We start from the raw sequence: 25,012 nt of genomic DNA on the forward strand, positions 1-25,012 counted from the left end.
GTTATGCAATAAAACAGATGCGTATCTCTACTGTTGATAGACTACTTGGAGAATAACTACTTAGTCGTCCCTTAAAAAGTCTTGATAAGCGAGAAGTCATCCATCCATGGCCTCTCGCTTAGCAATGCTTTTTAAGGGAGAACTAGTTACGAGCGGATTGTCGCGTTCTCTTTCAGCAAGGGGCTGATTTTTTACAGTCCAAAGATTTCTAGAGTCTGTGGCTAAAAAAGAAAAATTTCTTAGGCAGAATCTCTCTCCCTTATTGCCTGAAAAATAAAAAGAAATTAGCCGGTATTCGACCTCAAAATTGCCCAAGAAAGAAATGAAAACTAGCGAGAGAATTTTCCGCTTTCCCTTTCCGGTAAAAGGTACTCAAGAGGGAATAAAGTAAGGGCTGACTCCACACACACACGATGAAGTCAGCCCTTTTGCGTTATGCTCTTCGGAGCGAGGAGGGGGGGCGCTACTCTTCGGGGATGTAGATAATCTCGCCGTTCTCTAGCTGGTAAGCCACGCCTACACGCTTCCCTTTGTTGCCATCCTTCGGATTGGCGGTGTCGTTACTTGGCGTGTACTTCTCAATCTTTTCCCCCTTCTTCATGATGATCTCCATATTCTCTTTCCCGGGGTTCTTTACGATGGTGTAGTCCTCTTTGCTGAAGACTTCCGTCATATTGAACTTGGTCACAAGAGCCACCATGAGAGCCAAGGCAAAGACCATGGCCACGTCGAATAGATTGGATACGAGAGAAGAGGGATCTGCCTCTTCCTCCTCAAAACGTCTGCGCTTCTTCATGATCCGATTATTCGTTGTCGAGCTTCTCGTTTACATAATCCAACCAAATAAGGTCGTGGTGGTGATAACTGCGCAAAATATGTAGCGCAATGTAGCCCACAGCAGAGGTAAACATCCCTATCACGGTAGTGGCAAAAGCCACCTGCATATTGTACGCCATGCTGGCAATGTCTCCGGAAGAAAGCCCAACCAAAGCAGGTCCCATAGGGATAAGTGTACCCATAAGCCCGAGGATAGGCCCGAACTTCGTGAGTATCTTGGCAGCCCCGAGGCGGTGCTCCACGGCTAGGTCATACTCCCCGATAAGAAGATCCCGACGCGCACGATCACTCGTAAGCAACGTACCAAGGAGGAGGTCGAAGGGGCCCTTTCGTTGCTTTGCAAGAACGGATTGCAGAGCCGTTACATCAAATTGGCTCTCTTTGCTGATCACCTTTGAGTAGGCATCTTGGCGTCTGCGGTGCGTTTGCCACGTACCAAACAAAGTCCCCAGCATCAGCAGCGAACGGATAAACAGATAGAGCAGAGCTACTACTACGGGTACCAATAGACCATTGGAAACCCAAAACATAGCGTTGGATAGATAGTGCATACTTTTATTTAGAGTTATTAGTTGTGCGTTTTTTCAGTTTAAGTTGGATATAGGGAATAACCCAATGTGAGAAGAGATAGCCGACGACTCCCATACTCAAGACAAAGAGAATGAGATAAACAACCATCAGCCAATCCACGTCGGCTCCGGTTCCTCGCACGGCACTATCGGGATGCAATACTCCGGCAGCCACCACCACGAAGAAAAGCAGAAGGGAGAGCAAAATAGCAAGTTCTCTCAGTAGTTCGTCGCCCATCCCTATGGCTCGCAATAGGTAGGGAGCAGCAAGGGTCAGCAAGGCCACTACGGCCATCAGCGCAAGAGTTACCCCAAGGAAAGAAGCCCCCGGTAGGACGTAAAACAATCGTAGACGTACGTAGAAAAGTGTAGGGAACATCATAATGGGGGCGAAGCTACGAGAGAGCGTACGCCACCACTTCCGCGAGTAGGTACTACGGTGTACGCAGAGATAGACCACATAGAGAAGGTCTACCATTACCAAAAGGGACATATCTTGCAGAGCCTGTGGCGTGTAGAGCAATTCCTCTAGAGCGTGGAGTTTACTATTCATCGTAATAGAATGCACCACAGCCAGGAACGCCACATACAGCAAGGCGTGCCCTCCTCGTACGATAAGCCCTAGGTAGTTCCCCCTCTTAGATGCCCCCGAAGGCGAGCCCTCCCTTTTCGCTAAGAGAGAAGCTACCTTCGAGTGTATCCCCTCCTCTATCATCCATTTGAGGATGGCAAGAAGAGCAACAATCAATAGTATTTCACTCATTACTCTGCTGACGCAACTTGCGTTTACGATAGATAACAAAGATGATAATGAGCACCACCACTACCCCAATGGCCACAAACAAGAAGAGCTGAGAGGGGCGTTCTATGGCTGATGTATCATCGGCATTTAGTTCCTCCTTCTTGAGAAGTTGCGCATCTTTACTTTGCTCGCTCGAGAGATTGCGCACCTTCTGAATGGCTTTTTGGTAGCTTTGTTGCTGTTCGGCAGGAATTTCCTTGGCAATGAAATCTCTCAGTTTTGCATTATCGCAAACAAATCCACTACACCCGGCTCCAAACTTTTCTATCTCCTCGGCATGTAGCTCGGCAATTGCCTTTCGCTGTTCGGGCGAGGCATTCCACATTCCCTTGCGGATGGTCTCCATCATCACCGCCGTGATCTCCTGGAGGGCAGCAGGGTTGTTCTGCTCGAAAAAGTCTCGGATCCCCAAGTCCTTATCATCCTTGATATAGGTATTGTATATATCATCCCAGAGCTCCTTGTCTATGGCAGAGGGCTTCATTACGTTCCACCCATAGGTATTGCGGATGGTCTCGGCTAGAGCAGATGCAGCCCCTTGCCCCTCCTTGGTTACCTCTTTGATGTAGGTAGGATTGAGTATGGTAGTACGTGCCTCTACGCCTATGGCTTGCTTCATCTCCTGTACACGAGTGCGGTGATGGTTGCGCAAGTCGTTGAAGTAGCCATCGGGGTCTTTCCCTGTTACTTGGCGCACGGTAAGGGTCAGACCTCCCATAAATTCGTAGATATGGTCGAGGCTTAACGGCCCCCAAGAGTTGCTTTGGCGCGGTTGTACCACGGCGTCTACATTTTGCAGAGCCGCCTCAAACAATCCGGCCTCAAAGTCACCCCATTGTTCACTGCTACCGTATATGGCTCCCATGTTATTGAGGTATACATCGGCAATCTCCGACTCCTTTTCCCATCGGTCGCCACTCTCTACCATCTCTTGTATCCCTGTGCCATAATTGCCATTGACACCGCCAAATACACGCTGCGTACTCAGGGAGCGAGCCTCGTTGGGCGAAAGACCCTTCTCAAGCAGTACCTTTTCGGCATCAACCGCCCCCTTGGCTACCTCGTTGTCCTTCTCTCCGGTCTCCTTGGCAGCTAGGTCTACCGCCTTCTGGATCAAGTAGAGACGAGAGGCGGCAAGATCGCGCAACTGACCCGAGGTTTGTACCACTACGTCTATGCGTTTGCGGTTGAGTTGCTCCATGGGGATAAGCCTAATATCCTGTACACGCCCCATCATATCTCGCACAGGTTCACACCCGAGTAGATAGATGATTTCTGCTATTGTAGCCCCTTCACTCTCGATAAAGCTACTACTCCAGAGAGAGAAGCTAACCTTTTGCGGTAGCTCTCCGTTGTGACGCTTTTTATAGTCGGCAAGGAGGTCTTCTGCCAGCTTCTTTCCCTTATCCCATGCCGCCTTCGTAGGCGTAGTCTCGGCATTGATGGAGTAGAGATTGCGTCCTGTGGGGAGCGTCTCGGGGTTGGCAATATAGTCACCACCCGGGGAGGGCGCAAGGTAACCGCCATTGAGAGCATTCACAATAGAGGATAGCTCTCTTTGGGGGCTTTGCATGAGCTTATCGTAGTAGCCCACAATAGCATTGATGGAATGACGGAGCTGTTGCATGCTGGCAACAAATGCTTTTTCGTCGGGCGATAGAGCCTCTTGCTGCATTGCCTTCATTGCCTCCATCATAGCAGGGGGCATCTTGCCGCTCCCCTTCTTGTCCATTCCTTGAGGCATACCACCCGGGTGACCACCCTTCTTATCCATCCCTTGAGGCATACCGCCCGGGTGACCACCTTTCTTGTCCTTTTCTTTCGCTCCCATGGAGGCAGGTTTCTTACCACTCATTGCCCCCATTGGCATGCCCATACCACCGCCTTTCATAGCTCCCATAGAGCCCATCATAGCGGCATTGTTGGCTTCTGTTTTGGCAATAAGTTGCTCGGCAAGGCGACGCTCCTCGGCCGTAACACCCAAAGAGGTGAGCACAGCCTCCGTATTTACTTGATGCGCGGCTAGAGCTTGACGCACTACGCGCTCGGCAGGTTCTCGGTAATGCTGGGTAAAGAATCGCTCATTATCTTGCTGCTTTTGGGTGTACTTGCCTCTGTGGCGGTCGAGAGCAGCAAGGGCATAGGCAATAGGATCGGTAGCAATGTGTAGCACGGAGCTATGGATCTTCTCACGAGAGAAGGGAATACCCGTACGGTACATTCCTCCCGGTATTTTGCTTACGGCCAGCTCCTCGGCAAAGTCGGATAGGCTCTCTATTTCTTCCCTACTGTAGGGTTTTGTACGAATGGAATCTAAATGAAGATCTCTGTGGAATCCCTTTTTGATCGCAAGGTTTTTGATACGAAGAGATAGCTCTTGGTTATCTGTTTCGCTTGCTAAGTATTGATCCGTTAGTTTTAGCAGATCGGCCACATCGCCCCGAAGTCTTGTCTCAATAAAAGGAGGTGCGAGATACGAAACCGTCTCTCCATAGCTTCTGCGCTTCGCTATCATCGCCTCCCCAATGTTGGCAATTGTATAGTAATATATATGGGGGAGATCGTTGATCATGCGGTCTGTCCAATCCTCTTGCGAGAGGGCAATTTGCTTGCCGTTGATAAACTCAAGACTACCATGCGTACCAAAGTGCATAATAGCATCGGCACGGAATCCCTTTTGCACCCAAAGGTAGGAAGCCACATAGGGATAGGGAGGAAGAGGATTAGCACCATGCACTGCCTTGAAGTCATTATCGCCGACTCCTTGACCCGGCTGAGGGAGAAGCACCACATTACCAAAGGGCACGGCCGTAACGGCAATACCCTCTTTGTCGCCTTTTCGCATGGTGTAGTACTCTCCGGGAGCTGCTCCATACTTTTTGGCAAGTGCCTCTCTTTGGTTGGGAGTAAGTACGGCATTCATCCAGCTTTGGAGGCTATCCGTAGAGACGAATTGGGGGTATCCCTTAGCAATAAAGTCCGCAAGAGCTCCCTCTGCATAGCTATTGAAGAGCGCGCCTTGGGTCATCACCATTTTCTCAAATTCGGTCTCTGTAGAGGGCAGACCCGTGACCTTGTACCCTTGGTTGCGTAGCTCTAGCAACACGTTATAGAGCGAGGGAAGCACCTCTATCCCCTGAGCAACAAGACTATTCTGCCCGGGCCCTTTGAAATAGTAGATGGCTACACGCTTCTCACTATTAGGTTTGCGCTTGAGCGATATATAGTTATTGACCAGTCGGGTAAAGGTCTCTAGGCGATCCGGGATAGCATGGAAGTATTGCAAACCACTCTTGCTATCGAGCTCCAAAGCCACAAGAGCATAGGGTATCATAGCCCCGTCAATCTCGGGAGTGGAGACGCTTTGCGAGAGGAAACCTCCCACCATGCCTTGTTTATCGGCAAGCCAATCTTCCCTCTCGGCAACAATGGTAAGAGGGGCTATAATGGGTATATTTTGCTGCTGGAGGTAGCTGATAGCAGGGTCTGTATTGCCCGATAGCATTTTGCCATGGGGCATATAAATTAGGAGATCCGGGTTAATCTCTTGGATTATTTTTAGGCGATCTCCCCCGGCAGAAAAGGGGTACACGTTGAGCCCACTCTCCTCCAAAGAGGCTACTATTTCATCTATATGCTCTCGGTTGGAGTTGGTGGGAGAGGCGAAACTAATGAGCATGGCAACCTTAGGAGCTCCCTCTTTGTAGCCGTTGCTTTTATAATAGGCATCGTACTCTTTGAGGGAAGAGAAGAGGTCATCGTCCGTCTTTCCGTAGAATACATTTTCTCCAAAACTAACGGGTTTTTCTATGCTCCCCTCTCGGAGTGACTTACCCAATATCTCCTGACGGATATAGTTGAATCCCGATCTATAATTCTTAGCCCCCCCGTTGCTGAAATAGGAGACTACGAGAGACGATTGCTCCTCTGTGAGGGAGGATATCTCGTTATCGGGGCTTGTCGCCATGAATACTTGCACATGGCACTTCTTCTCTTCGATGAGTTTTTGTACCAGCTCTCGATCTTCAGGCATCCACTTAAGCCCCATCCCAAAAGCGAGCACAAAATCGTATTTCCCGAGCTGGGAGAGGTCATCTTCTACCTTGACGGTTGCATTCTTTTCGTCGGCAGAAGAGATGGCACGAGCCACCATAAATTGAGGGAAGTTTACCAGAGCTATCTTGATGGGTTTGGGGCGGAATATCCCCCAAAGTACAGCAACCGCCACGAGAGCAAGGGCTGCAAAGAGTAGCGTTTTTGTTCGTTTCGATAGTTTCATAGGAGTTTATTTCTTTTACGAGAAGTAGGTGTTTTGAGGATGCCTTCTAGGGATTAAGTGGGAAGAGATACATCAGAATTCGAGACGAAGGGTTGCCGAGTAGACTCTCCCGGGCGTGGGCAAAACATTGGTATTTATAACCTTAACACGATAATTAAAAAGGTTGTCGATACCCAAATTGAGATGGAAATGCTTATAGAATCTTTGCTCTATACCAATACGAGCTGTGGCATAACCGGGTGTGCGTTGCGGTGTAAGCAATGATTTGTTGTCATACTCCGACGAGGTAAAACCAGACATCCAACGCATCATAAAGAAGGCATTGAGGGAATAGTTATTGCTGAAGTACTTCCCGTAATCTAGTGCTAGCAAGGCAGAGTGTGGGTGGGTGGCCGTACGCAGTCCCTCATTACCTGCTTTGTCTTTTACCTTATGCCAGTCATGCGTATAGGAGTAAGAGCCACGCACACTAAACCCCCAGGGTAGGGCTTGCTGCCCTTGGAACTCAACACCAAAGATGCGGCTTGTACCACTAATATTGTCGTAGAATAGTTCGCTTTTCCCATCATGGATCCTTGCCACAGTCTGTATGCGGTTGTCTACTTTATTGAAAAAAGCATTGAGCATTAGGCTTGTCTCTTTGGCTTTATACTCGGTAGAGAATGAAACCATATGGCTCTCCTCAGGCTTCAGCGCCTCGTTGCCATAGATCATAAACATGCCCATATGGTCGAAAAACATGTAAAGCTCTTGCATGGAGGGGGCACGATACCCCTGCGCATCGGTTAAGCGGAAGGCCAATTCTTCGGTGGGTTTGTACATGGCAGAGATGCGAGAAGTATAATGTGCTCCAAAACCGGAATGGAGGTCGAGCCTACCACCATAGCTCAAAGTAACGTTATCAAGGACCGAGAAGATACCCTGACCGTAGATTACTCCGCTCTGGATATGTTTGGGTTTGCCATTGTTTAGCGTACGGAGGCGATCCGAAGCGACCTCATCAAATAGGTACTCTCCCCCGAGATTGATGTGCTGTAGCTTATCAATATCGTAGTTGTATTGCGCACGAGCATGGTGCATCTGCTGACGAAATACGGATGCCTTGGGCTCCGTTGGAGCTAGAGGGAAAATAGAGTCTCTAGCATAATTGTTGTAGTGATACGATAGGTCAAGCCCCTGCTTTTCGCTGATCTGCCAGCGTACACCTGCTATACCATCGTAGGAGTGATAGAGGTAATTGATATGTTTTTCCCAGAACTGACGACGTAGGTTGGCACGCCCCGTAAGGGAGAATTGTAGTCTCTCGGATGGCGTAATCGTGAGCTTCTCGGAGATATTCCAGGCTCTATTGCCCGTGATTTCGACCTCTCGACTACTCTGCTCATCACGTACCGTATAGGCATTATCTTTTGTAAATTGTACCCCGGTTTGGCTTGTGAAGATTCCTTGTTTAAGCCCAATAGAAAGGTTCTCTTTGAGGTCTCGCCTACTATCTATCGTACTCGATACCCCCACACGCAGAGGCTCTTTGGCTTGGCGAGTTATAATATTGATTACACCTCCAATAGCGTTGGATCCGTAGAGAGCCGACGATGCCCCTCGCAAGACCTCTATGCGCTCTATATCGTCCGGATTGATACGATTGAAATCGATGTCACTCCCCGTACCTGCCGTAATTAGCTCCCCATCAATGAGGAATAGCAAGGAACTGGAATCGAATCCCTGCATATTGATGCGATCTTGTGAGCCATGCTTTGTAAACTCGACCCCGGGAAGTACATACTGCAATAGATCCCGAAAGTTTTGTGGTGCAAGCATTTCTATTTCTTTTGCCTTGATAAGGCGTACAGGGATGGGCTCATTCTTCATCAGCCGGACAGTACGACTACCCGTACACACAACATTGTCTAGGGTATTCTCTTTCGCAATACTATCGAGTTGGCTTGCGTGAGTTTGTTGTGTCTCTTGCCCTGCTTTATTTTTTTTGTAGGGCTGTTGAGCAATAGCTACAGAGCTAAAACTTGAGAATAAACACGCAAAAAGCAGGCCTTTTACAGCCTGCTTTAGGGTACAATAATTCATAGTCTTATTATACAAATAGTTAAAGGGAGGGGGGAATGGAGGTTACTTTGCACTCACATTGTAGTCGTAAGTGAAAGAGATGAAACCATTCTTGCGTCCCGTTTTGTCTTTACAATCGGTAAACTGAATGCGAGCGATCTTGCCATCGGCACACTTTACAAAGAAAACTTTGCCCGACAAACGAACGCTGGGAGGCATGTTGCCGAGGTCGTAATCAAGCCAACCACCAGACATATCACCACGATCGGTCTTCTTTCCTGTAATCAAATGATTGTAACCTGTTTGCTCGTGATTAGTATCGTGAGAGCCGCCTCCCATATTAAACTTAATGGTTATGGTACCTATGGCATCAGTAACCCAACCTTCGGTAGGTACCTTGGTTGCCTTTTCCATCTCAGTTACGCCGGAGAAGACAGCAGCACCCTTCCCCTTGCCACTTTCGCCACAATTGAGACGAATGTCAAAGCGATGGAAAGCGATATCCCAAGCGTCACTATTCTTGTAGTCACTCACTTCTACCTCTTTATTGTCCTTGAGGGAATAGTATACCCAATTCTCATACTTAGAAGCATCAACATAGCCTTTCAATCCCTTTACCTCTTCTTGTGCAGGAGGATTAGGAGTTGGGGTAGGACCGGGTTTAGGAGTTTGGTTCGGGCGGCATGATACAATCCCAAAAGCCAAGCCAGTAGCTATAAGTGCCAAGAAAAATTTAGTTTTCATACTTCTGTAGTTTTGTTTTGCGATTATTATTGTGTTGAAAATTCTTTACAATTCCTCTTAAAGGAGGATTTTGGCAATCTGACTTCCCACCTTTAGTAAGTAAGTTCCATGAGGGAGATCACTTACTTCAAGGGCAAGATCCTCAGAAGAGATGATGCCCCCCTGTAGTAGCACGCCTTCTGCATTGCAGAGGTAATAGGCCTGACCTACAAGGTCGCTAGGGAGTACGACCGAGAGGCATTCTCCGGCGATCGTAGGCTTAAGATTGTTCTCTACAATAGGGATCAAGACGTTGCTCATCGGGACAGTTTCGTAGACAAACATACCCTCATCTTCGTCTTCATCTTCACTATCATCTCCCGCCATCTTCATGACCTCTTTGGTAGGAGCTGTGGTGGGGAGGGTATAAAAGAAGGGGAATCCGAGCGAGAATATGAGGTTATTGCGAAACTCATAGTAGAGACTTCTAGCAATGGGAGGGATAGGGAAAAATACCTTTTCACACTTCAGACTCTTATTCTCATAGGTATAGGTAACGGGGAAGTCGGGGTCACCACTTTCTAGCAAATTTCCCTGATTGTCGTATTTGAAAATAAGCTCTCCATTTCTGTTTCCAGTGTAGGAGTTGTAACCGAGTTTCGTAATTTGTCCACGGTCGTTATATTCAAAAACTTCATCCATTAGCTTCTCTCCCTCTTCGGGATAAGCTACTTGGTCGAGTTTTATGATGCGATCTTGTGCGTCATATACAACCTTACACTTGCGGAATGGGGCCCAATTAGCAGTTCCCTCTATCCCTGCCGTAAAGATGGCATCTCTCTCTAGTCCCTTTTCGTTGTAGGTAAACTTACCTTCCATCGTTTTGGTGAGCGTTTCATCGTCTTGGTTCTCTCCCAAGAGCTGATATATAGAGAAAGTAACAACCTGACCCAGTTCATTACGAGTGTAGTCGTTTCGCCTACTTACAATATCAAACTCCCCTGTAGCGATCCTAGGACGACCATAATCGTCGAGCCGAACAAAGTATCCCTTTTCGTCGTAATAGAATAGAGTGCGCGACTCTAGAGAGCCATCGTCATTAGTGACTTCGAGGGATTTTACATATCCCTTTTCATCGTAATTGTAGGTAAAGAGCTGACCATAATGTTTGTAAGACTTCAAGCGATACTGATACTTTGCAGGGTCGCAGAAGTACTCACGCTTCACGGCATGCTGCGCCCATGCCCCTGCGATACTACTAGCACCTAGGAGGAGAGATAAAAATAATTTGCTGGCATTCATAATAAATGGATCTATTTGTTTGTGTAGTTATCATCATAACCGGCTGCAAAGGTAACCACACTAAGAGCCCATCTACAATACCAAAGTATGGGTATTTTTACTATATTTCTGATTATTTCTTGGTACAAACAAAAGATTTCCTTTCATTTATCGGATTCTTTAAGAGCAATTCTTTCTAGCTTTGCAGCCGGTTAGAGACAATAGTCTCATAATAAAACAATACAACAAACAAGTAAATCACAATCCCGTAAGATGCTTAAAAGATTTTTTCTTCTGGCTCTAGGCTCCTTTTTATGCCTAGGCAGCATGTTGGCAATGCCGATCTCTCCGGAGGTTTCGTTACGTATTGCTCAAGAGTTCTTCCGTGGCAGCTCCCTGCGCTCTTCGGAGCCATCGCTCACCCTGTCTTATACCCATCGTCCTCAAAAGCCTCAAGCGAAGCAAACCCACCTCCGCACCTCTGAGATGGTTACTCCTACCTACTACTATATATACAACAGAGGAGAAAATGAAGGCTTTGTGATTGTCTCCGGAGACGATCGTCTAGAGCAAATCCTTGCCTACTCATACGAAGGGCACTTCTCTATGGAGTCTGCCCCCCGCGAAGCTCTCTACTGGCTTGGGCATATTGATAGGGAAATAGAGGATTTCTATCAATCCGAGATGTTTTACAGCACAAGCCCCAAGAGTACTAGGGACCTGCCTCAGCAGCAGGTAGCCCCCCTCCTAGAAAAAGAGCAAATCCGGTGGGATCAAGGGTATCCATTCAATAGCGAGTGCCCCATCGACCCCGTTACCAACCGTAGGTGCGCTACGGGGTGTGTAGCTACCGCCTTGGCCCAAGTGCTACGATTCCATAAGTGGCCCGATGTAGGTACCGGTAGCCACACTTACATCGACTCTATGTACACTCCTCATATTACTCGTTCTGTAACATTTAACACCCGCTACGACTGGGCAAACATGCCTGGGACCTACGACCCCAATACGATCGAGAACAAAGAGGTAGTAGCAAAGGCGTATGGACTTTTGCTACGCGATGCCGGGCATGCTGTAGATATGACCTACTCCTCTCGCAGTAGTGGTGCGTTGGATACCTATATAGTAGGTGCCCTCCGAGACTTTTTCAAGTATAGTGGAGAGACGCATCTACTCTATCGTGGAGAAGTAGATCAAGAAAAATGGGAAAAAACAATCCGCACAGAGCTCGACAATGAGCGCCCGGTTATCTTCTTCGGTCAGGGGGAAGGCGGGCACTGTTTCGTGTGCGATGGCTATGATGATAAGGGGCTATTCCACTTCAATTGGGGGTGGAGCGGCAAGGCCAATGCCTACTACCGACTTACAGCATTGCAGCCCGGCGCCTTAGGGACGGGAGCCGGTATGGGATTCTACGATTACGCTCAATCCATTGTGGTGGGGGCGGCCCCTTGCCGAGATGGACAATACGGAGAAAAGGCACCTCTCAGTACTCCCGCGGTCTCCCTTCGTGCCAAAATCCTCCCCAACTCGGGAGGCGAAAAAATAACCATGGCTGCCATCTATATGCAGAGTGCTCAAACCCTGATGCACTGCTCCCTACGCTTTTCGATGTTCGATAGTAACAAATCGAGAGTAAAAGTAGGGCATCCCGATGCCGGAGATCTATCGTTATACATTCCCTATATCAGTAGAGATACTCTCGAAGTCAAGGATCTCGCCGATGGCACCTACACCCTAGAACTAGAATATGCCCTTGATGGGAATGACTATAAGCCCTTACATTTCCTTTACGACGAGCCCTCCATTGCACTTATCTCCATCGCAGGGCATAAAGTAAACAAGATAGAATACGACGTCCCCATTGATTGGATCTCGGTAGACCCCAAGAGTGTAAAGACAGACAAACTCTACAGCTACGAAAAGAGCGAAGTCACCTTTACAGTACACAACTCAAGCAAACGCGAGATGTACCTTCCCGCACAGCTCTTCTGTGTAGACAGCGAGACCTTCGATAGCGAAGAGGGCACCCCGGACTATCGCTACTCGGCCGGGATACAGATGATAGCAGTACCTGCCGAAGGCGATGCTGAGATCACCTTCTCCGGATTCCGTCCTATTCTCCCCAAAGAGAGCAAAGCAAATTTGTATCTCCGTATCCCTCGTCTCAATCCCGATGAACCCGGTGGCGACTTTGGATTCTACAATAATCGCTTGGCTAGCTCCGCAGCTCGACGCATTGCCAAGGATTGCCTCGTAAAACTTCCCGGCTCCTATACAGACGCCACTTTGGTCTGCGAACTCGTCACCGAGGGGCCCATACAAATTGTATGTACCGACAACAACGTACGCCCTTGCAAGTTTGAAATACGAAACGAAGGCTCTCTCTACGATCCGACGGGATCGAAGGCTTCTATTAGAGCTCTCCTAACCACAACGTACAACGACCAGGACGAGAATGTGGAGGTGCTGGCCGTCTCTATCAATTCCCTCTCCGGAAAAATTGGAAAGGGAGAGAAGAAATATTTTGTTCCAATGTTCTCGTTGGGACAAGAATTCAGCTTCCTTGCGGGCAAGGATGGGCTACTACGCATCCTCACCGTTGTGTCGGATCAATTTGGATTATCAGACTTCGGACAGAAGATTTTTGGTACCATAAAAGTGCCCGTGCACTTTGTTCTCAAAAACTCTAACGAAGGCGGAATCGAAGTTATTCCCCAAGAGATTATGCTCTATCCCAACCCTGCAACTACCGAAACGACCCTCCGCACCATCCAACCCATGGCTCAAATCTCAATAGAAGCCATCGATGGTACACATATCGTCTCGTACAACGTGGATGGAGCTCAAAGCTTCCAGATCCCGACCCATCAGCTAACGGCCGGCGAATATATCGTACGTTGCGCAACTAGTAATGGAGAAATGCTGATGACCACCCTACTCGTTCGATAATTCTCCTCCCCCTTGAACCTAAAAAGAGAAAGGGTAGATAGCCTCTCGAGAGATGGCTGCCTACCCTTTTTATTTAGTCTGTGAAGACTAGTGAGCGAGGAGTGAAACGATCTCCTCAGCCACCCTGATTTCGTCCTTAGGGGTGCAAATATCATCGCAAGGGATGGAGTATTGCGCTTGCTGGTAAATGGGAAGCCGCACCTCCATAGCCTGCCGGATATGCTCCTCGAGAGCCGCTCCCGAGAGATGACGGACCGTGGGGCGCGTCCTCTTACATAGCTCAATGCGCTGAGCCAAAACATCCAAAGAAACTTGCAAGAAAACCGTAACTCCGCATTGATTCATGAGCTCCATATTCCCATGATGACAAGGGAGACCGCCTCCCGTTGCAATTACGGCATTGGGGAATCCTGATAGCTCTTCTATCACCACCGTCTCGCGTCTACGAAAGACCTCTTCGCCCACCGAGGCAAACATATTGGCTACACTCTCGTGGAATCTCTGTTCAATAAAAATATCGGTATCGATGAATTGTCTTTGCATCCGGTCTGCGAGCCTCCGTCCTATGGTGCTCTTACCCGACCCCATGTAGCCGACCAAAAAGATAGGTGTATCCCGGGTTATCATTTCTCTTCCTTCTTTTCCTCGTTTTGGGGAGCAGCCGGGGCTTCTTCCCTATTGAGCTTAGGATATGCGATTCTTGAGTGATTCATCGTGAGCAGTTTATTCACAAACGTCTCTTTGATGGTAGTGATCTCACGCAAGGTGAGCGGGGTGTTATCCAGAAGTTTCTCCGACACAATACCATCCACGATACGCTCTACCAACGAGGTGATAGACTCTACGGTGTACTCTTTGAGGCTACGACTACTTGCCTCCACAGCGTCGGCAAGCATCAAGATACCGGTCTCCCTACTAAAGGGGTTAGGGCCGGGATAGGAGAAGGGGGCCAAGTCTACAATTTCTCCGGGATGCTCATTGCAGTACATCGTATAGAAGTACTTGGTATAGCCTTTGCCGTGATGGGTGCGAATGAAATCAATTACCTGCGGGGGCAGGTTGTGCTTCTGAGCGAGAGCCACGCCCTCGGTTACATGCTTTATAATGATGGCAGCACTCTCTTTGTACGATAGGTCTTCGTGGGGGTTGCGCCCACCTTGATTGTTTTCTGTGAAGAAGGGGGCATTAAGCATCTTACCAATATCGTGGTAGAGAGCTCCCGTACGAGTAAGTTGCACATCGGCATTGATACTCTGTGCAGCATCCGTTGCCAAGATAGAGACCTGCATAGAGTGCTGGAAAGTACCCGGGGCGTGCTCCGAGAGTTGCCGCAATAGGGGTCGGTTTATGTCGCTCAGCTCTACCAAACTGATATTGCTAATATATCCAAAGAGCTTCTCCATGGGATACACCAATACATAGGTAAACATCAAGAAAATCATGTTAATACCAAAGCTCAACGTATGCAGGGCATCCGCATTCTCTAGAGCACCATTGCGCATAAGAGAGAGAGCAACAGAGAGAATGGAGTAACTCAAAAAGGCAAGGAACGTAGTACGTATAAGCTGCGAACGGGAGGTGAGATTACTCAAACTAAAGATCGCAACCATACCCGCCACCATCTCAAGAATGATAAACTCAAGGGGCAGGGCAACAAAAAGAGCCGATAGCAGAATGGTAATTGTATGGGAGAAATAGGCCGTGCGCGAGTCGAAGAAGATACGCACCAAGAGCGGAAGTATTAGGTAGGGAATAATGTAGACATCGAACTGGAATAGCGTGACCGTCAGCTCCGTAAGTAGGACAAAGAAGAGGATGCTGGCGGCAATAAACACGGTATTTTTGAGTTCGCGGAAGATCGCCGGTCGGAAGATAATCCAGTAGAGCCAAAGCCCCAGAAGCAGTACAACCACAATGAGCAAAAGCCCCCCTATACGGCCTATATAGGTACGATCGTTACCCGACCGCTCCTCATACATTTTCTTATAACTTGCCAGCACATTGTAGGTGGCATCGTCTATAATGTCCCCCTTGTCTATGATACGCCTGCCTGCCACTACAATACCCGTAGAGTTGGAGATTTTCTTCTGCTCCTCACGGATCACATTATTGCGAGTTGCCACATCTTCAGAAACGTTGGCTCTCAGATAATTCTCCAGATTGATTTTCCTGAGGATATCGGGGTTGTATCCGGCCTCTACACAGCGGTCGATAGCTTGCTGGTAGGCCTCTTTTACAGTCAAGAAGAGTGTGGTGGGATGCTTACGACTCTCATTTTGGTCGTACAATAGATTGACTTCATTTATGGGACCCTCCTCATCCTCATTCTGTTTGGCTTGGAGAAGTTTTTCATATAGGGCATCATCTATAATTCCGTGGTCGTAGGTCTCCTCCAAATAATTGCGCACAAACACCTCAACCTCAGGCGAGAGTTCTTTTTTCCATCGAGTGGTATAATCGTGATTCCAAAGCAAGATCTTCTCCTTTGCCACGGATTTATCCATTCGGCAGTAGGGAAGGATATTGCGTGCAACACTGTCTCGCTCGGCCTGCAACCGCTCCTGAGGTTTGAGTATGGTAATGTCGTACGGAGCAATAAGGAGCTCGTATTGCCACACCTGCCCACGTTCGAAATTATACATAAACTTATGGTCGCGTGGCGAGAATAAGAGCACCACAAAAGCAACCGCCAGCAACACAAATAGCGACTGTGTACGGAGATTGGTATGCTTAGGTATCGTTATCTTCATAATCTTCTAATCAAAACTTGCCCTATAACATAGGGAGGAATAGGTCACAAAGATAGGGGTTTTTCCTACCTTTGTGGTCAAATAGGCAGTTGTTTTGCCTCTTTTCCTGACTCTGACGATATAGTAAAATGAATAACGAGACTGTATATAACCCCTCCGAGATCGAGAGTAAATGGTATCAATATTGGCTAGAGCAGAAGCATTTTGCCTCTACGCCCGATGAGAGAGAACCCTATACCGTGGTAATCCCGCCCCCCAATGTTACGGGGGTACTTCACATGGGACACATGCTCAATAATACCATACAAGACGTACTCGTACGCCGTGCTCGCTTGCTTGGTTACAACGCATGTTGGGTACCGGGTACAGACCATGCCTCTATTGCCACTGAGGCAAAGGTGGTGGCACGTCTTGCCGAGCAAGGTATAGACAAACGCTCCCTTACGAGAGAGACCTTCCTCAAACATGCTTGGGACTGGACCCACGAGCATGGAGGCATTATACTTGAGCAGCTCAAAAGACTGGGGGCATCCTGCGACTGGGATCGCACCGCTTTCACGCTAGACGAAGAGCGCTCTCGATCCGTTATTAAGGTATTCTGCGACCTCTTCGAGAGTGGACTTATTTACCGTGGGGTACGTATTGTCAACTGGGACCCTAAGGCGCAAACCGCCCTCTCAGACGAAGAGGTGATCTACCGAGAAGAGCACAGCAAGCTCTACTATCTACGTTACAATATCGAGGGAAGCGACGACTTCCTGACCATCGCCACCACACGCCCCGAAACCATAATGGGCGATACGGCTGTGTGCGTACACCCTGAGGATCCTCGCTATCAACAATACATTGGCAAACATGCCATTATCCCTCTCGTGGGCCGTGCCATACCTATTATTGCCGATGAATATGTAGATCGCGAGTTCGGTACGGGCTGCCTCAAAGTAACTCCTGCGCACGATATCAACGACTACAATCTGGGGCAAAAGCATTGCCTAGAGACCATTGATATATTCAACGACAACGGCACCCTCAACGAAAAGGGGGGAGCTTATGCCGGGATGGATCGCTTCGATGTACGTTGCAAGATAGCCCAAGACCTACAAGCGGCAGGGCTAATGATCAAAGAAGAAGACTACACCAATAAGGTAGGATGCAGCGAACGCACACAAGTACCCATCGAGCCCAAGCTCTCGATGCAGTGGTTCCTAAAAATGGAAGAGCTTGCCCGCCCGGCTCTCGAAGCGGTAGAAAAAGACGAGGTACGACTGATCCCTGCCAAATTTAAGAACACCTACCGCCATTGGATGGAGAATGTAAAAGACTGGTGCATTAGCCGCCAGCTCTGGTGGGGGCACCGCATCCCTGCCTACTACCTTCCCCAAGGTGGATTTGTAGTAGCACCTACTCGCGAAGAAGCGCTGGAGAAAGCGAAAAAAGAAACAGGCTGCCCCTCACTCAGGTTGGAAGACCTTCGTGAAGAGGAAGATTGCCTAGACACTTGGTTCTCGTCTTGGCTCTGGCCCATCACGGTCTTTGGCGATATTGACGACAAAAACAACAAAGATCTCAACTACTATTACCCCACAGCGGTCCTCGTCACCGGCCCGGATATTCTTTTCTTCTGGGTGGCAAGAATGATCATTGCAGGCTATCGCTATCGTGGTCAACGCCCCTTCCGCGATGTATACCTTACGGGTATTGTGCGTGATGCTCAAGGGCGCAAGATGTCTAAGACCTTGGGGAACTCACCCGATCCGCTCGACCTTATCGAGAAGTATGGTGCAGACGGCGTGCGCGTGGGCATGATGATGGCCACCTCGGCCGGTAATGACCTTCTCTACGATGAGAGCCTACTGGAGCAGGGGCGCAACTTCTGCAATAAGATTTGGAATAGCTACAGACTTATCTCCAACTGGCAGGCCGATGCCTCAGCAAAGCCTAGTGAGGCCAACCTATTGGCAGTGGAGTGGTTCGAGCAACGTTTGGCAGAAGCACTGCTCGAGATTGACGATCTTATGAGCAAGTACCGCATCAGCGAAGCTATGACGGTGGCTTACAAACTCTATCGTGATGACTTCTCGGCCTTCTACCTAGAGGCTATCAAACCTCCCTTTGGGGCTCCCATGGATGCGCAAACCCTTGCAGCTACAAACCACTATCTAGAGGTGCTTTTGCAAACCTTACATCCCTTTATGCCCTTTATTACAGAGGAACTCTGGCAAGACATGGCGCCACGTAAGGCGGGCGAAACCATTATGTACACCCGCATGCCCAAGCTAGCAGAGCCCAACAAAGAGCTACTAGCCACGGTGGCTGCTGCCCGTGAGGTGATCACTCAAGTGCGCAACGTCCGTACTACGCACAACATAGCACGTACCGAGTCTCTCACCCTGCAATGTGGAGAGGGCCACTCGGCTATGGCAGACTGCCTCATCTCCAAACTTGCAGGCGCCACCTGCACCCCTCTAGCCTCCTCTACGGAGGGTGGCTCTTCTGCCACCTTTATCGTAGGTACCGTGTCGTATGCTATCCCTATCGACAGCTACATAGACAAAGGAGCGCTAAGGGAGAAACTAGAGGCTGATCTCAAGCATCAACAAGGATTCTTGATGGGGGTACGCAAAAAGCTCTCCAACGAACGATTTGTAGCCGGTGCTCCACAAGCGGTAGTAGACTTGGAGCACAAGAAAGAGGCCGATGCACTCGCTCGTATTGCCACTCTCGAGAAGCAACTAAAAGATCTTGAGTAATAAGATCGTTTATCATAAGTACTTTAGACAAAAAAAGAGATTATGACCCTAGAGAACACGGCACTCATCTTAGAGAAAACCTTCCGTCAAGCTTTGGCCTCTTGCCACAAGCGAAACAAGATCTATTACGATCTCTTTGTAGCTGTTGACTACACTGAGGGGCGTTTTACGATCAGTGACGAAGACGATAATATCTTGGCAGAAGAGATCCTATTCGACTATGCACAAGGTGGAGAAAAGGAGGCACTAGGCGTCGAAAACAATACTCGAGAACTAAAAAAAATACTCCGAAGTATTGTAGAGCAACTCTATGACGAAAATCTCTTCGACGACTCTTTTGGAGAGCCACTTTCTATTGTCTACTTAGCTAACAGTAAGGAAGATAATGACGAAGAGCTCCTCTTTGTACACGACGATCAGACGCTACTAGACACCCCTCTACTAGAGCATCTCGACGAAGATTTGGACGAGTTCTTCCGGACTTTGCTTGACGAATAAGATTTAATTACTACCTTTGCACCGCATTCTTCGGAGGGGTTCTATTTCCTCCGTTGTGCGGAAAGAGAGAGTGTACACCCACGCTCTGTTGCCGAAATAGCTCAGTTGGTAGAGCAACTCATTCGTAATGAGTAGGTCGCCGGTTCGAGTCCGGCTTTCGGCTCTGTTGTAAGTTGTTGTTGTTATAAAGAAACCTAGGCTCCCACCTCAAGAGGGCTTAGGTTTCTTCTTTTTTTGCTCCGAAACACCATTTACATTGACTATCTTTGTGGAAAAGTAAGACTCAATAGTTCGTAAATCAGACAGCTATGGACAATAAAGAATTAATCTCACAAGTAACAGAAAAAGCCCAAAAGTGGCTCTCTCCAGAATATGACGAAGCAACCCGCAACGAGGTAAAAGCAATGCTCGACGAGGCAGACCCTGCTGCTCTCATCGATGCCTTTTATAAGGATCTTGAGTTTGGGACGGGCGGGCTCCGTGGTATTATGGGAGCCGGTACCAACCGCATGAACCGCTATACCGTGGCTATGGCAACGCAGGGGCTTGCCAACTACCTCCACAAGGCTTTTGCAGATCTCGATCAGATCTCCGTGGTTATTGGCTACGATTGCCGCAATAATAGTCGTTACTTCTCGGAGATAACGGCAGCCGTCTTCTCGGCAAACGACATCAAAGTGTACCTATTCGAATCGCTCAGACCCACCCCGGAAATCTCTTTTGCCATCCGACACTTGGGTTGCCAAAGCGGCGTAATGATAACGGCTTCGCATAACCCCAAAATCTACAATGGCTACAAAGCCTACTGGAGCGACGGCGCGCAAATGATTGCTCCTCACGATGTCAACACCATCGACGAGGTAGCTCGTATCCGCTCTATGGCTGAGGTGAAAGAGACCGCTCGCCCCGAGCTTATCATCCCCATTGGCGAAGAGGTGGATCGTGATTTCATCGAAGCTGTAAAGGGTTTGTCACTCTCGCCCGAGTCCATTGCACGCCACCACGATATGCCCATTGTGTACACTCCTATCCATGGTACAGGGCGCTACATGGTACCACGTGCCTTGGAAGCTTTTGGGTTCGACAACATCATACACGTAGAGGAGCAAGACGTAATTAGTGGAGACTTCCCCACAGTAGAATCTCCCAACCCCGAGGAGCCTGCAGCGCTTACCTTGGCCATGGCACGAGCCGAAGCCACCAAAGCCGATCTTGTACTCGCCTCAGACCCCGACGGAGACCGCATTGGCGTAGCCGTTAGAGGGAAGAATGGCGAGATGCATCTCATCAACGGCAATCAGATCTGCATGCTGCTGACCTACTACTCCATCATCCGCCGCAAAGAACTTGGCGACCTCCGTAGTGACGACTATGTTATCAAAACCATCGTTACAACCGACCTTATCAAGTTCATCGCCAAGCAAGAAGGGGTTACACTCCACGACTGCTACACGGGGTTCAAATGGATTGCCAACGTAATACGAGAAAACGAAGGTAAGGCTCGCTACATAGGCGGAGGCGAAGAGAGCTACGGCTACCTCTGGGAAGACTTCATCCGCGACAAAAGCTCCGTCTCGGCTTGCGCTATTTTTGCAGAAATGACGGCTTGGGCTCTCGACAAGGGGTTAAGCATCGACGATCTCCTAGCCAAAGTATATACAACCTACGGCTACTTTGCCGACAAAGGTCACTACATCATCCGCAAGGGTAAGACCGGTGCCGAAGAGATCCTAGCCATGATGGTGAATTATCGTGAGCATCCCCTGAGCGACATAGCAGGTAGCCCCGTAGTGGAGGTTCTCGACTATTCCACCCTCGAGCGACGCGATGTTGCCACCGGCAAGGTTACTCCCCTCGTGATGCCTGCCACCAGCAATGTATTGCAATACATAGCCGAAGATGGATCTAAACTCTCTATTCGCCCCTCGGGTACAGAGCCTAAGATCAAGTACTATGTAGGCATTCGCGAGACGGTAGCTTCGCCCGAAGATCTACCTATGGCGGAGCAACGCGCCAATAAGCGTATAGCCCAACTCTTTGAGCAGCTTGGTATCTAATCCACACGACCTCTCCCTATATATTTATCTCTGATTATGACTCCTATGCCGATGCTACCTCCCGTTGTCTCTCGTATCATCCGTAAGTTAGAAGATCTCTTTTCCCTCGTATCCGAATGGCTGAGGCTTACACTGAAAAAACTTTGTAAGGCCCGTTCGCAAAAGACGTCCGTGGACGAAATCTCCCCCAACGCCATGGGGAGCGATGGCACAGGAGGCGGCTCCGCAAGACCGAGTCAATCCGAAAAGATACGTGCAACACTCCTCAGGTGGGGTGTTGCCCTCAAGAAAACGGGGAGTCTATTGTGGCATTATTACCTCGTACTAGAGGGCGCTTTCATCAAGGCAATGAGGTGGTTGGGCAAAAAAACAGCCCCCCTCTTTGCCTTCACTCAAAAGATCAACATCCCCTTCCTCTCCTCAACAAAAACCTTCTTTAGGGACTTTTTCGCCCCACTCTCCCCCTACAAAGAGTGGATCTATCGCTTGTCGGCTTGGGCTGGCATCCTCCTTATCATTGTGCTTATCGGAGCTGGCATAGGCAAGAAACGTAGCCGAGTGATCCCCGAGCAGATCCACGTAAACACTACGAATATAGACTATGCGGCTACCTTCAATCTCGACTATGGCAAGACCTTTAACGACGAAAATCCCGTGCATATAGAGGCGGCTCAACGCTTTGGCATTGTACCTATCGCAGACTCTGCCTCTCGTGCGAAGGCACTGGATGCTATGGTGGAAATTTTCACATGCGACCGCTACAAAGTAGACTCGCTTGAGCACTCCATCCCCTACCTTGTGCCCGAAGCTAAAGACCTACTCGACGACCTCGGAGCCGACTTTGCCGAGACGCTCAAGGCGCACCACCTACCCCCCTACAAGTTCATCATTACAAGTGTAACTCGTACCTTGGCGCAACGTGACGAACTTGGCGGAAAAAATGTGAATGCAGCCAAGGAGAGTTCGCACTGCTACGGCACCACTATTGATATTAGTTGGAAGCGATTCGATCCCATCTCGAAGCAAGCCGAAGCACTCAAAGAGGGCTCCAACATCATGCTACCGGAGGGGAGCTCAACGAAAGAAGATGGCTCCGAAGACAAAACAGAAGAACTAAAGCGAGCCCTCGCCTCCCTACTCTATCAGTACCGTGCAGCAGGTCGTTGCCTCGTCAAATATGAGCGGAAGCAGGCCTGTTTCCACATCACCGTAGATTGTCGGAGACCCTCTCTAAAGGATTTTGCTCAGGATGCTTATGAAACCCTACTCCAATCGGGAAGTAGCCCCCAAGAGAGCAAGCCCCAAGAGCCCTCTACGTCTGTGCGTTAAAGCCTCTCTTCCTCCCCTCCTTCACATCGGGGTCCCAGCCCCTCTCTTAAGAGAGGTACGTTGCTTTTCCCAAATTACTCATTAGCTCTCATCAGAAAGCTCATTAGCTTTCCTCAAAAAGCTCATTAGGAATCGGACAAAAGCTCATTAGCTTTTCTGCGAAAGCTAATGAGCTTTTATTTGCTACGTAATTTCGCTCCGGATTGCTGCCTAGAAATAAAAAGAATCTCAGGCAGAAGTGCACTCCCTTTCTGGGTGAAATAAAAAAATTTTCCAGGTAGCAACCCACTCACTTTCCAGCCAAGACTTTTTTTCCTTTTCTACACCCCTCCCTCAGCTACTAACCTTATTACTTGGAGAAACTCTGCCTGTACAGCATAAAACATATCCTACCGACACCTCTCGTTTACGAGAAATTTCCCAAGAAAAAAGCACTATTTTTGTAAAAGGGTGGCAATACCAACAAAGAACGCCTCCAGCATTATAGTTAAGACAAGGACATTACACAGATAAAAAAACAATCTATCCGAATATATTATGTCACAAATAAAACACAAGGATATAGAAATCCCTGAAGACAATCCCTTTGCCAATTGTAAGCTCAACAGATCTATAGAAGGAACGTATCTTACGAACCTCATCACCAAAGTCAGCGGCAACTACACTTTGGCGATTAATGATCAATGGGGACGAGGTAAAACGACATTTGTCAGGATGTGGGAAGCCTCTCTAAAACAAGAAGGGTACCAAACAATCTATCTCAATGCTTGGGAAAATGATATCGTATCTGAGCCTCTCGTCTGTATTTTAGGAGAAATACTCCCCCTTATTACAGATAAAAGGTTGAAATCAAAGCTTCTCAAACATTGTACTGCTCTTGTCAAGAATAGAAAAAAGATACTCCCAAAAGCCATAAAATCGCTAGTCTCTCCTCTGTCTCCCTCATTTGGAGAGTTTCTAGAAAAAATCACCGACTCTCTTATCAACACCCATGAGGTTTCTCTGAAGAAAGAGATTGAAGGGTATAAAACGCAACAAACGGAGATCCTACAGTTCAAACAAAATCTTGCCGAATGTATTCAAAAGAAATGCGAGAAGAAACCTCTCATTTTTATTGTAGATGAACTCGACCGCTGTCGTCCCGACTATGCTGTAGACCTACTCGAAAAAGTCAAACATTTCTTTTCGGTAGAAGGCATTGTATTCGTATTGGCAATAGATAAGAATCAATTAATCTCATCCATCAAGGGACGATATGGAAGTGAATCCATTGATGGCAATGCCTACCTCAAGCGATTTATTGATTTTGAGTATGTACCTCAAGAACCTAACATGAGGAGATTTTGTACCTACCTCTATCATTACATGGGGATGGATGAGTTCTTGGGATCCGAAGAAAAAGCCGCAGAAACGGGAAGGAAAGATGAAAGAGAATTTCTATCCATTGCAATACGATTATATACTCAAAAAGGACTTTCTCTACGAGATGTAGAGAGAATGTTCAGCCATATTCGTCTTGCTCTTTTAATGCTCCCTGCGAATAAAATGGACCTCCAATTCTCGGCAGAAATGCTCTCCCTGCTCACCTTCTTAAAAACATATGAACCCGACTTCTATGCAAGAATAAAAAACAAGGAGTTTGAAATACAATCGTTTGTTGACCAGTTTTGCGAAATCTTTCATGAAAACTTGTCTAACCCCAAAAATGATGCTCATTTCCTCCACACATTTGCATCTCTTATTGTTTCCTATTATGCATACAAAGGAAATCCGAGAGAACTACTTTCTCTTATACGCAGAGATAATGAAACAGGACGAAAGGCATTAAATATCGAACTTCCCCCTTGGATTGACATAGACTATATGACTACCTATATATCTCCAATAGAGAATAACGACGAGAAATATAGTCTTCATACTATCATAGAACTTATTGACCTTCGGATATCCTAGAGAAGAGATAAGTGGATCTTACTTCTTCTCTCCGTAATGCTGTTATACTCAATGCTACAAGTGAATCCTATATTTTCCATTACATCTCAGATAGAGTGCAAAGCAGCTAGAGACTATACAGAGGTATAGGGGATTTGCGTACTTTTGTAGGAAAGAGAGATCAAGCGATTA

Annotated in this window: 15 protein-coding genes and 1 tRNA gene; 7 read left to right on the forward strand and 9 right to left on the reverse strand. The window is 48.0% G+C overall.

Translation table 11 applies throughout. The annotated features are described in order from the left end of the window. Positions 1 to 463 precede the first annotated feature (463 nt). The 7 genes from Q0090_RS00805 to Q0090_RS00835 form a co-directional block, all read right to left on the reverse strand. Positions 464 to 796, reverse strand: coding sequence for a DUF2149 domain-containing protein (locus Q0090_RS00805; RefSeq protein WP_297946523.1), 333 nt, complete (start codon positions 794 to 796; stop codon positions 464 to 466). Positions 797 to 803: 7 nt separating this feature from the next. Further along, positions 804 to 1,388 carry a MotA/TolQ/ExbB proton channel family protein gene (locus Q0090_RS00810; protein WP_004334552.1) on the reverse strand — a complete coding sequence of 195 codons (585 nt, stop codon included), beginning with the start codon at positions 1,386 to 1,388 and terminating at the stop codon, positions 804 to 806. 4 nt (positions 1,389 to 1,392) lie between these two features. Continuing rightward, on the reverse strand, positions 1,393 to 2,169 hold the full coding sequence (locus Q0090_RS00815; RefSeq protein WP_297946528.1) for a hypothetical protein: 777 nt from the start codon (positions 2,167 to 2,169) through the stop codon (positions 1,393 to 1,395). Then, entirely contained in the window at positions 2,162 to 6,487 is a 4,326-nt protein-coding gene (locus Q0090_RS00820; protein ID WP_297946531.1) for a cobaltochelatase subunit CobN, read from the reverse strand. Before Q0090_RS00820 ends, Q0090_RS00815 begins: the two co-directional genes overlap by 8 nt. Positions 6,488 to 6,559: 72 nt before the next feature. Next, positions 6,560 to 8,569, reverse strand: coding sequence for a TonB-dependent receptor (locus Q0090_RS00825; RefSeq protein WP_297946534.1), 2,010 nt, complete (start codon positions 8,567 to 8,569; stop codon positions 6,560 to 6,562). A gap of 42 nt (positions 8,570 to 8,611) precedes the next feature. Next, positions 8,612 to 9,292, reverse strand: a complete 681-nt coding sequence (locus Q0090_RS00830) for an HmuY family protein (protein ID WP_297946537.1) — start codon at positions 9,290 to 9,292, stop codon at positions 8,612 to 8,614. A 57-nt stretch (positions 9,293 to 9,349) separates the two neighbouring features. Continuing rightward, the gene (locus tag Q0090_RS00835) at positions 9,350 to 10,573 is read right to left on the reverse strand and encodes a hypothetical protein (protein ID WP_297946540.1); all 1,224 of its coding nucleotides are present in this window, start codon (positions 10,571 to 10,573) and stop codon (positions 9,350 to 9,352) included. Between the two features lie 252 nt (positions 10,574 to 10,825). Between Q0090_RS00835 and Q0090_RS00840 the strand changes: the two genes are divergently transcribed. Beyond that, the gene (locus Q0090_RS00840; RefSeq protein ID WP_297946543.1) at positions 10,826 to 13,504 is read left to right on the forward strand and encodes a thiol protease/hemagglutinin PrtT; all 2,679 of its coding nucleotides are present in this window, start codon (positions 10,826 to 10,828) and stop codon (positions 13,502 to 13,504) included. An 87-nt stretch (positions 13,505 to 13,591) separates the two neighbouring features. On the opposite strand, the gene Q0090_RS00845 is transcribed toward Q0090_RS00840, so the two are convergent. Together Q0090_RS00845 and Q0090_RS00850 are read right to left on the reverse strand one after the other, a co-directional pair. Further along, on the reverse strand, positions 13,592 to 14,131 hold the full coding sequence (locus tag Q0090_RS00845; RefSeq protein ID WP_297946546.1) for a shikimate kinase: 540 nt from the start codon (positions 14,129 to 14,131) through the stop codon (positions 13,592 to 13,594). After that, complete coding sequence (locus Q0090_RS00850; RefSeq protein WP_297946548.1) at positions 14,128 to 16,254, reverse strand: HDIG domain-containing metalloprotein; 2,127 nt, start codon at positions 16,252 to 16,254, stop codon at positions 14,128 to 14,130. Before Q0090_RS00850 ends, Q0090_RS00845 begins: the two co-directional genes overlap by 4 nt. 128 nt (positions 16,255 to 16,382) lie before the next feature. Between Q0090_RS00850 and Q0090_RS00855 the strand changes: the two genes are divergently transcribed. The 6 genes from Q0090_RS00855 (at position 16,383) to Q0090_RS00880 (ending at position 24,841) form a co-directional block, all read left to right on the forward strand. Beyond that, the gene (locus tag Q0090_RS00855) at positions 16,383 to 19,004 is read left to right on the forward strand and encodes a valine--tRNA ligase (RefSeq protein WP_297946550.1); all 2,622 of its coding nucleotides are present in this window, start codon (positions 16,383 to 16,385) and stop codon (positions 19,002 to 19,004) included. A 42-nt stretch (positions 19,005 to 19,046) separates the two neighbouring features. Continuing rightward, entirely contained in the window at positions 19,047 to 19,502 is a 456-nt protein-coding gene (locus tag Q0090_RS00860) for a hypothetical protein (RefSeq protein WP_297946552.1), read from the forward strand. Between the two features lie 90 nt (positions 19,503 to 19,592). Next, positions 19,593 to 19,665 (forward strand) — tRNA-Thr (locus Q0090_RS00865). A 145-nt stretch (positions 19,666 to 19,810) separates the two neighbouring features. Further along, positions 19,811 to 21,559, forward strand: a complete 1,749-nt coding sequence (locus Q0090_RS00870) for a phospho-sugar mutase (protein WP_297946553.1) — start codon at positions 19,811 to 19,813, stop codon at positions 21,557 to 21,559. Between the two features lie 36 nt (positions 21,560 to 21,595). Continuing rightward, positions 21,596 to 22,888, forward strand: a complete 1,293-nt coding sequence (locus Q0090_RS00875; protein WP_297946555.1) for a DUF5715 family protein — start codon at positions 21,596 to 21,598, stop codon at positions 22,886 to 22,888. Between the two features lie 537 nt (positions 22,889 to 23,425). Beyond that, positions 23,426 to 24,841, forward strand: coding sequence for a P-loop NTPase fold protein (locus tag Q0090_RS00880; RefSeq protein WP_297946557.1), 1,416 nt, complete (start codon positions 23,426 to 23,428; stop codon positions 24,839 to 24,841). Positions 24,842 to 25,012 lie beyond the last annotated feature (171 nt).

This window comes from uncultured Porphyromonas sp. (assembly GCF_938023125.1).
Classification (GTDB): Bacteria; Bacteroidota; Bacteroidia; order Bacteroidales; family Porphyromonadaceae; genus Porphyromonas.

Bases quoted from the DNA above. Each gene is read 5' to 3' on its own strand.
- Q0090_RS00805 (WP_297946523.1), bottom strand. From the start codon at position 796: ATGAAGAAGCGCAGACGTTTTGAGGAGGAAGAGGCAGATCCCTCTTCT.
- Q0090_RS00810 (WP_004334552.1), bottom strand. From the start codon at position 1,388: ATGCACTATCTATCCAACGCTATGTTTTGGGTTTCCAATGGTCTATTG.
- Q0090_RS00815 (WP_297946528.1), bottom strand. From the start codon at position 2,169: ATGAGTGAAATACTATTGATTGTTGCTCTTCTTGCCATCCTCAAATGG.
- Q0090_RS00820 (WP_297946531.1), bottom strand. From the start codon at position 6,487: ATGAAACTATCGAAACGAACAAAAACGCTACTCTTTGCAGCCCTTGCT.
- Q0090_RS00825 (WP_297946534.1), bottom strand. From the start codon at position 8,569: ATGAATTATTGTACCCTAAAGCAGGCTGTAAAAGGCCTGCTTTTTGCG.
- Q0090_RS00830 (WP_297946537.1), bottom strand. From the start codon at position 9,292: ATGAAAACTAAATTTTTCTTGGCACTTATAGCTACTGGCTTGGCTTTT.
- Q0090_RS00835 (WP_297946540.1), bottom strand. From the start codon at position 10,573: ATGAATGCCAGCAAATTATTTTTATCTCTCCTCCTAGGTGCTAGTAGT.
- Q0090_RS00840 (WP_297946543.1), top strand. From the start codon at position 10,826: ATGCTTAAAAGATTTTTTCTTCTGGCTCTAGGCTCCTTTTTATGCCTA.
- Q0090_RS00845 (WP_297946546.1), bottom strand. From the start codon at position 14,131: ATGATAACCCGGGATACACCTATCTTTTTGGTCGGCTACATGGGGTCG.
- Q0090_RS00850 (WP_297946548.1), bottom strand. From the start codon at position 16,254: ATGAAGATAACGATACCTAAGCATACCAATCTCCGTACACAGTCGCTA.
- Q0090_RS00855 (WP_297946550.1), top strand. From the start codon at position 16,383: ATGAATAACGAGACTGTATATAACCCCTCCGAGATCGAGAGTAAATGG.
- Q0090_RS00860 (WP_297946552.1), top strand. From the start codon at position 19,047: ATGACCCTAGAGAACACGGCACTCATCTTAGAGAAAACCTTCCGTCAA.
- Q0090_RS00870 (WP_297946553.1), top strand. From the start codon at position 19,811: ATGGACAATAAAGAATTAATCTCACAAGTAACAGAAAAAGCCCAAAAG.
- Q0090_RS00875 (WP_297946555.1), top strand. From the start codon at position 21,596: ATGACTCCTATGCCGATGCTACCTCCCGTTGTCTCTCGTATCATCCGT.
- Q0090_RS00880 (WP_297946557.1), top strand. From the start codon at position 23,426: ATGTCACAAATAAAACACAAGGATATAGAAATCCCTGAAGACAATCCC.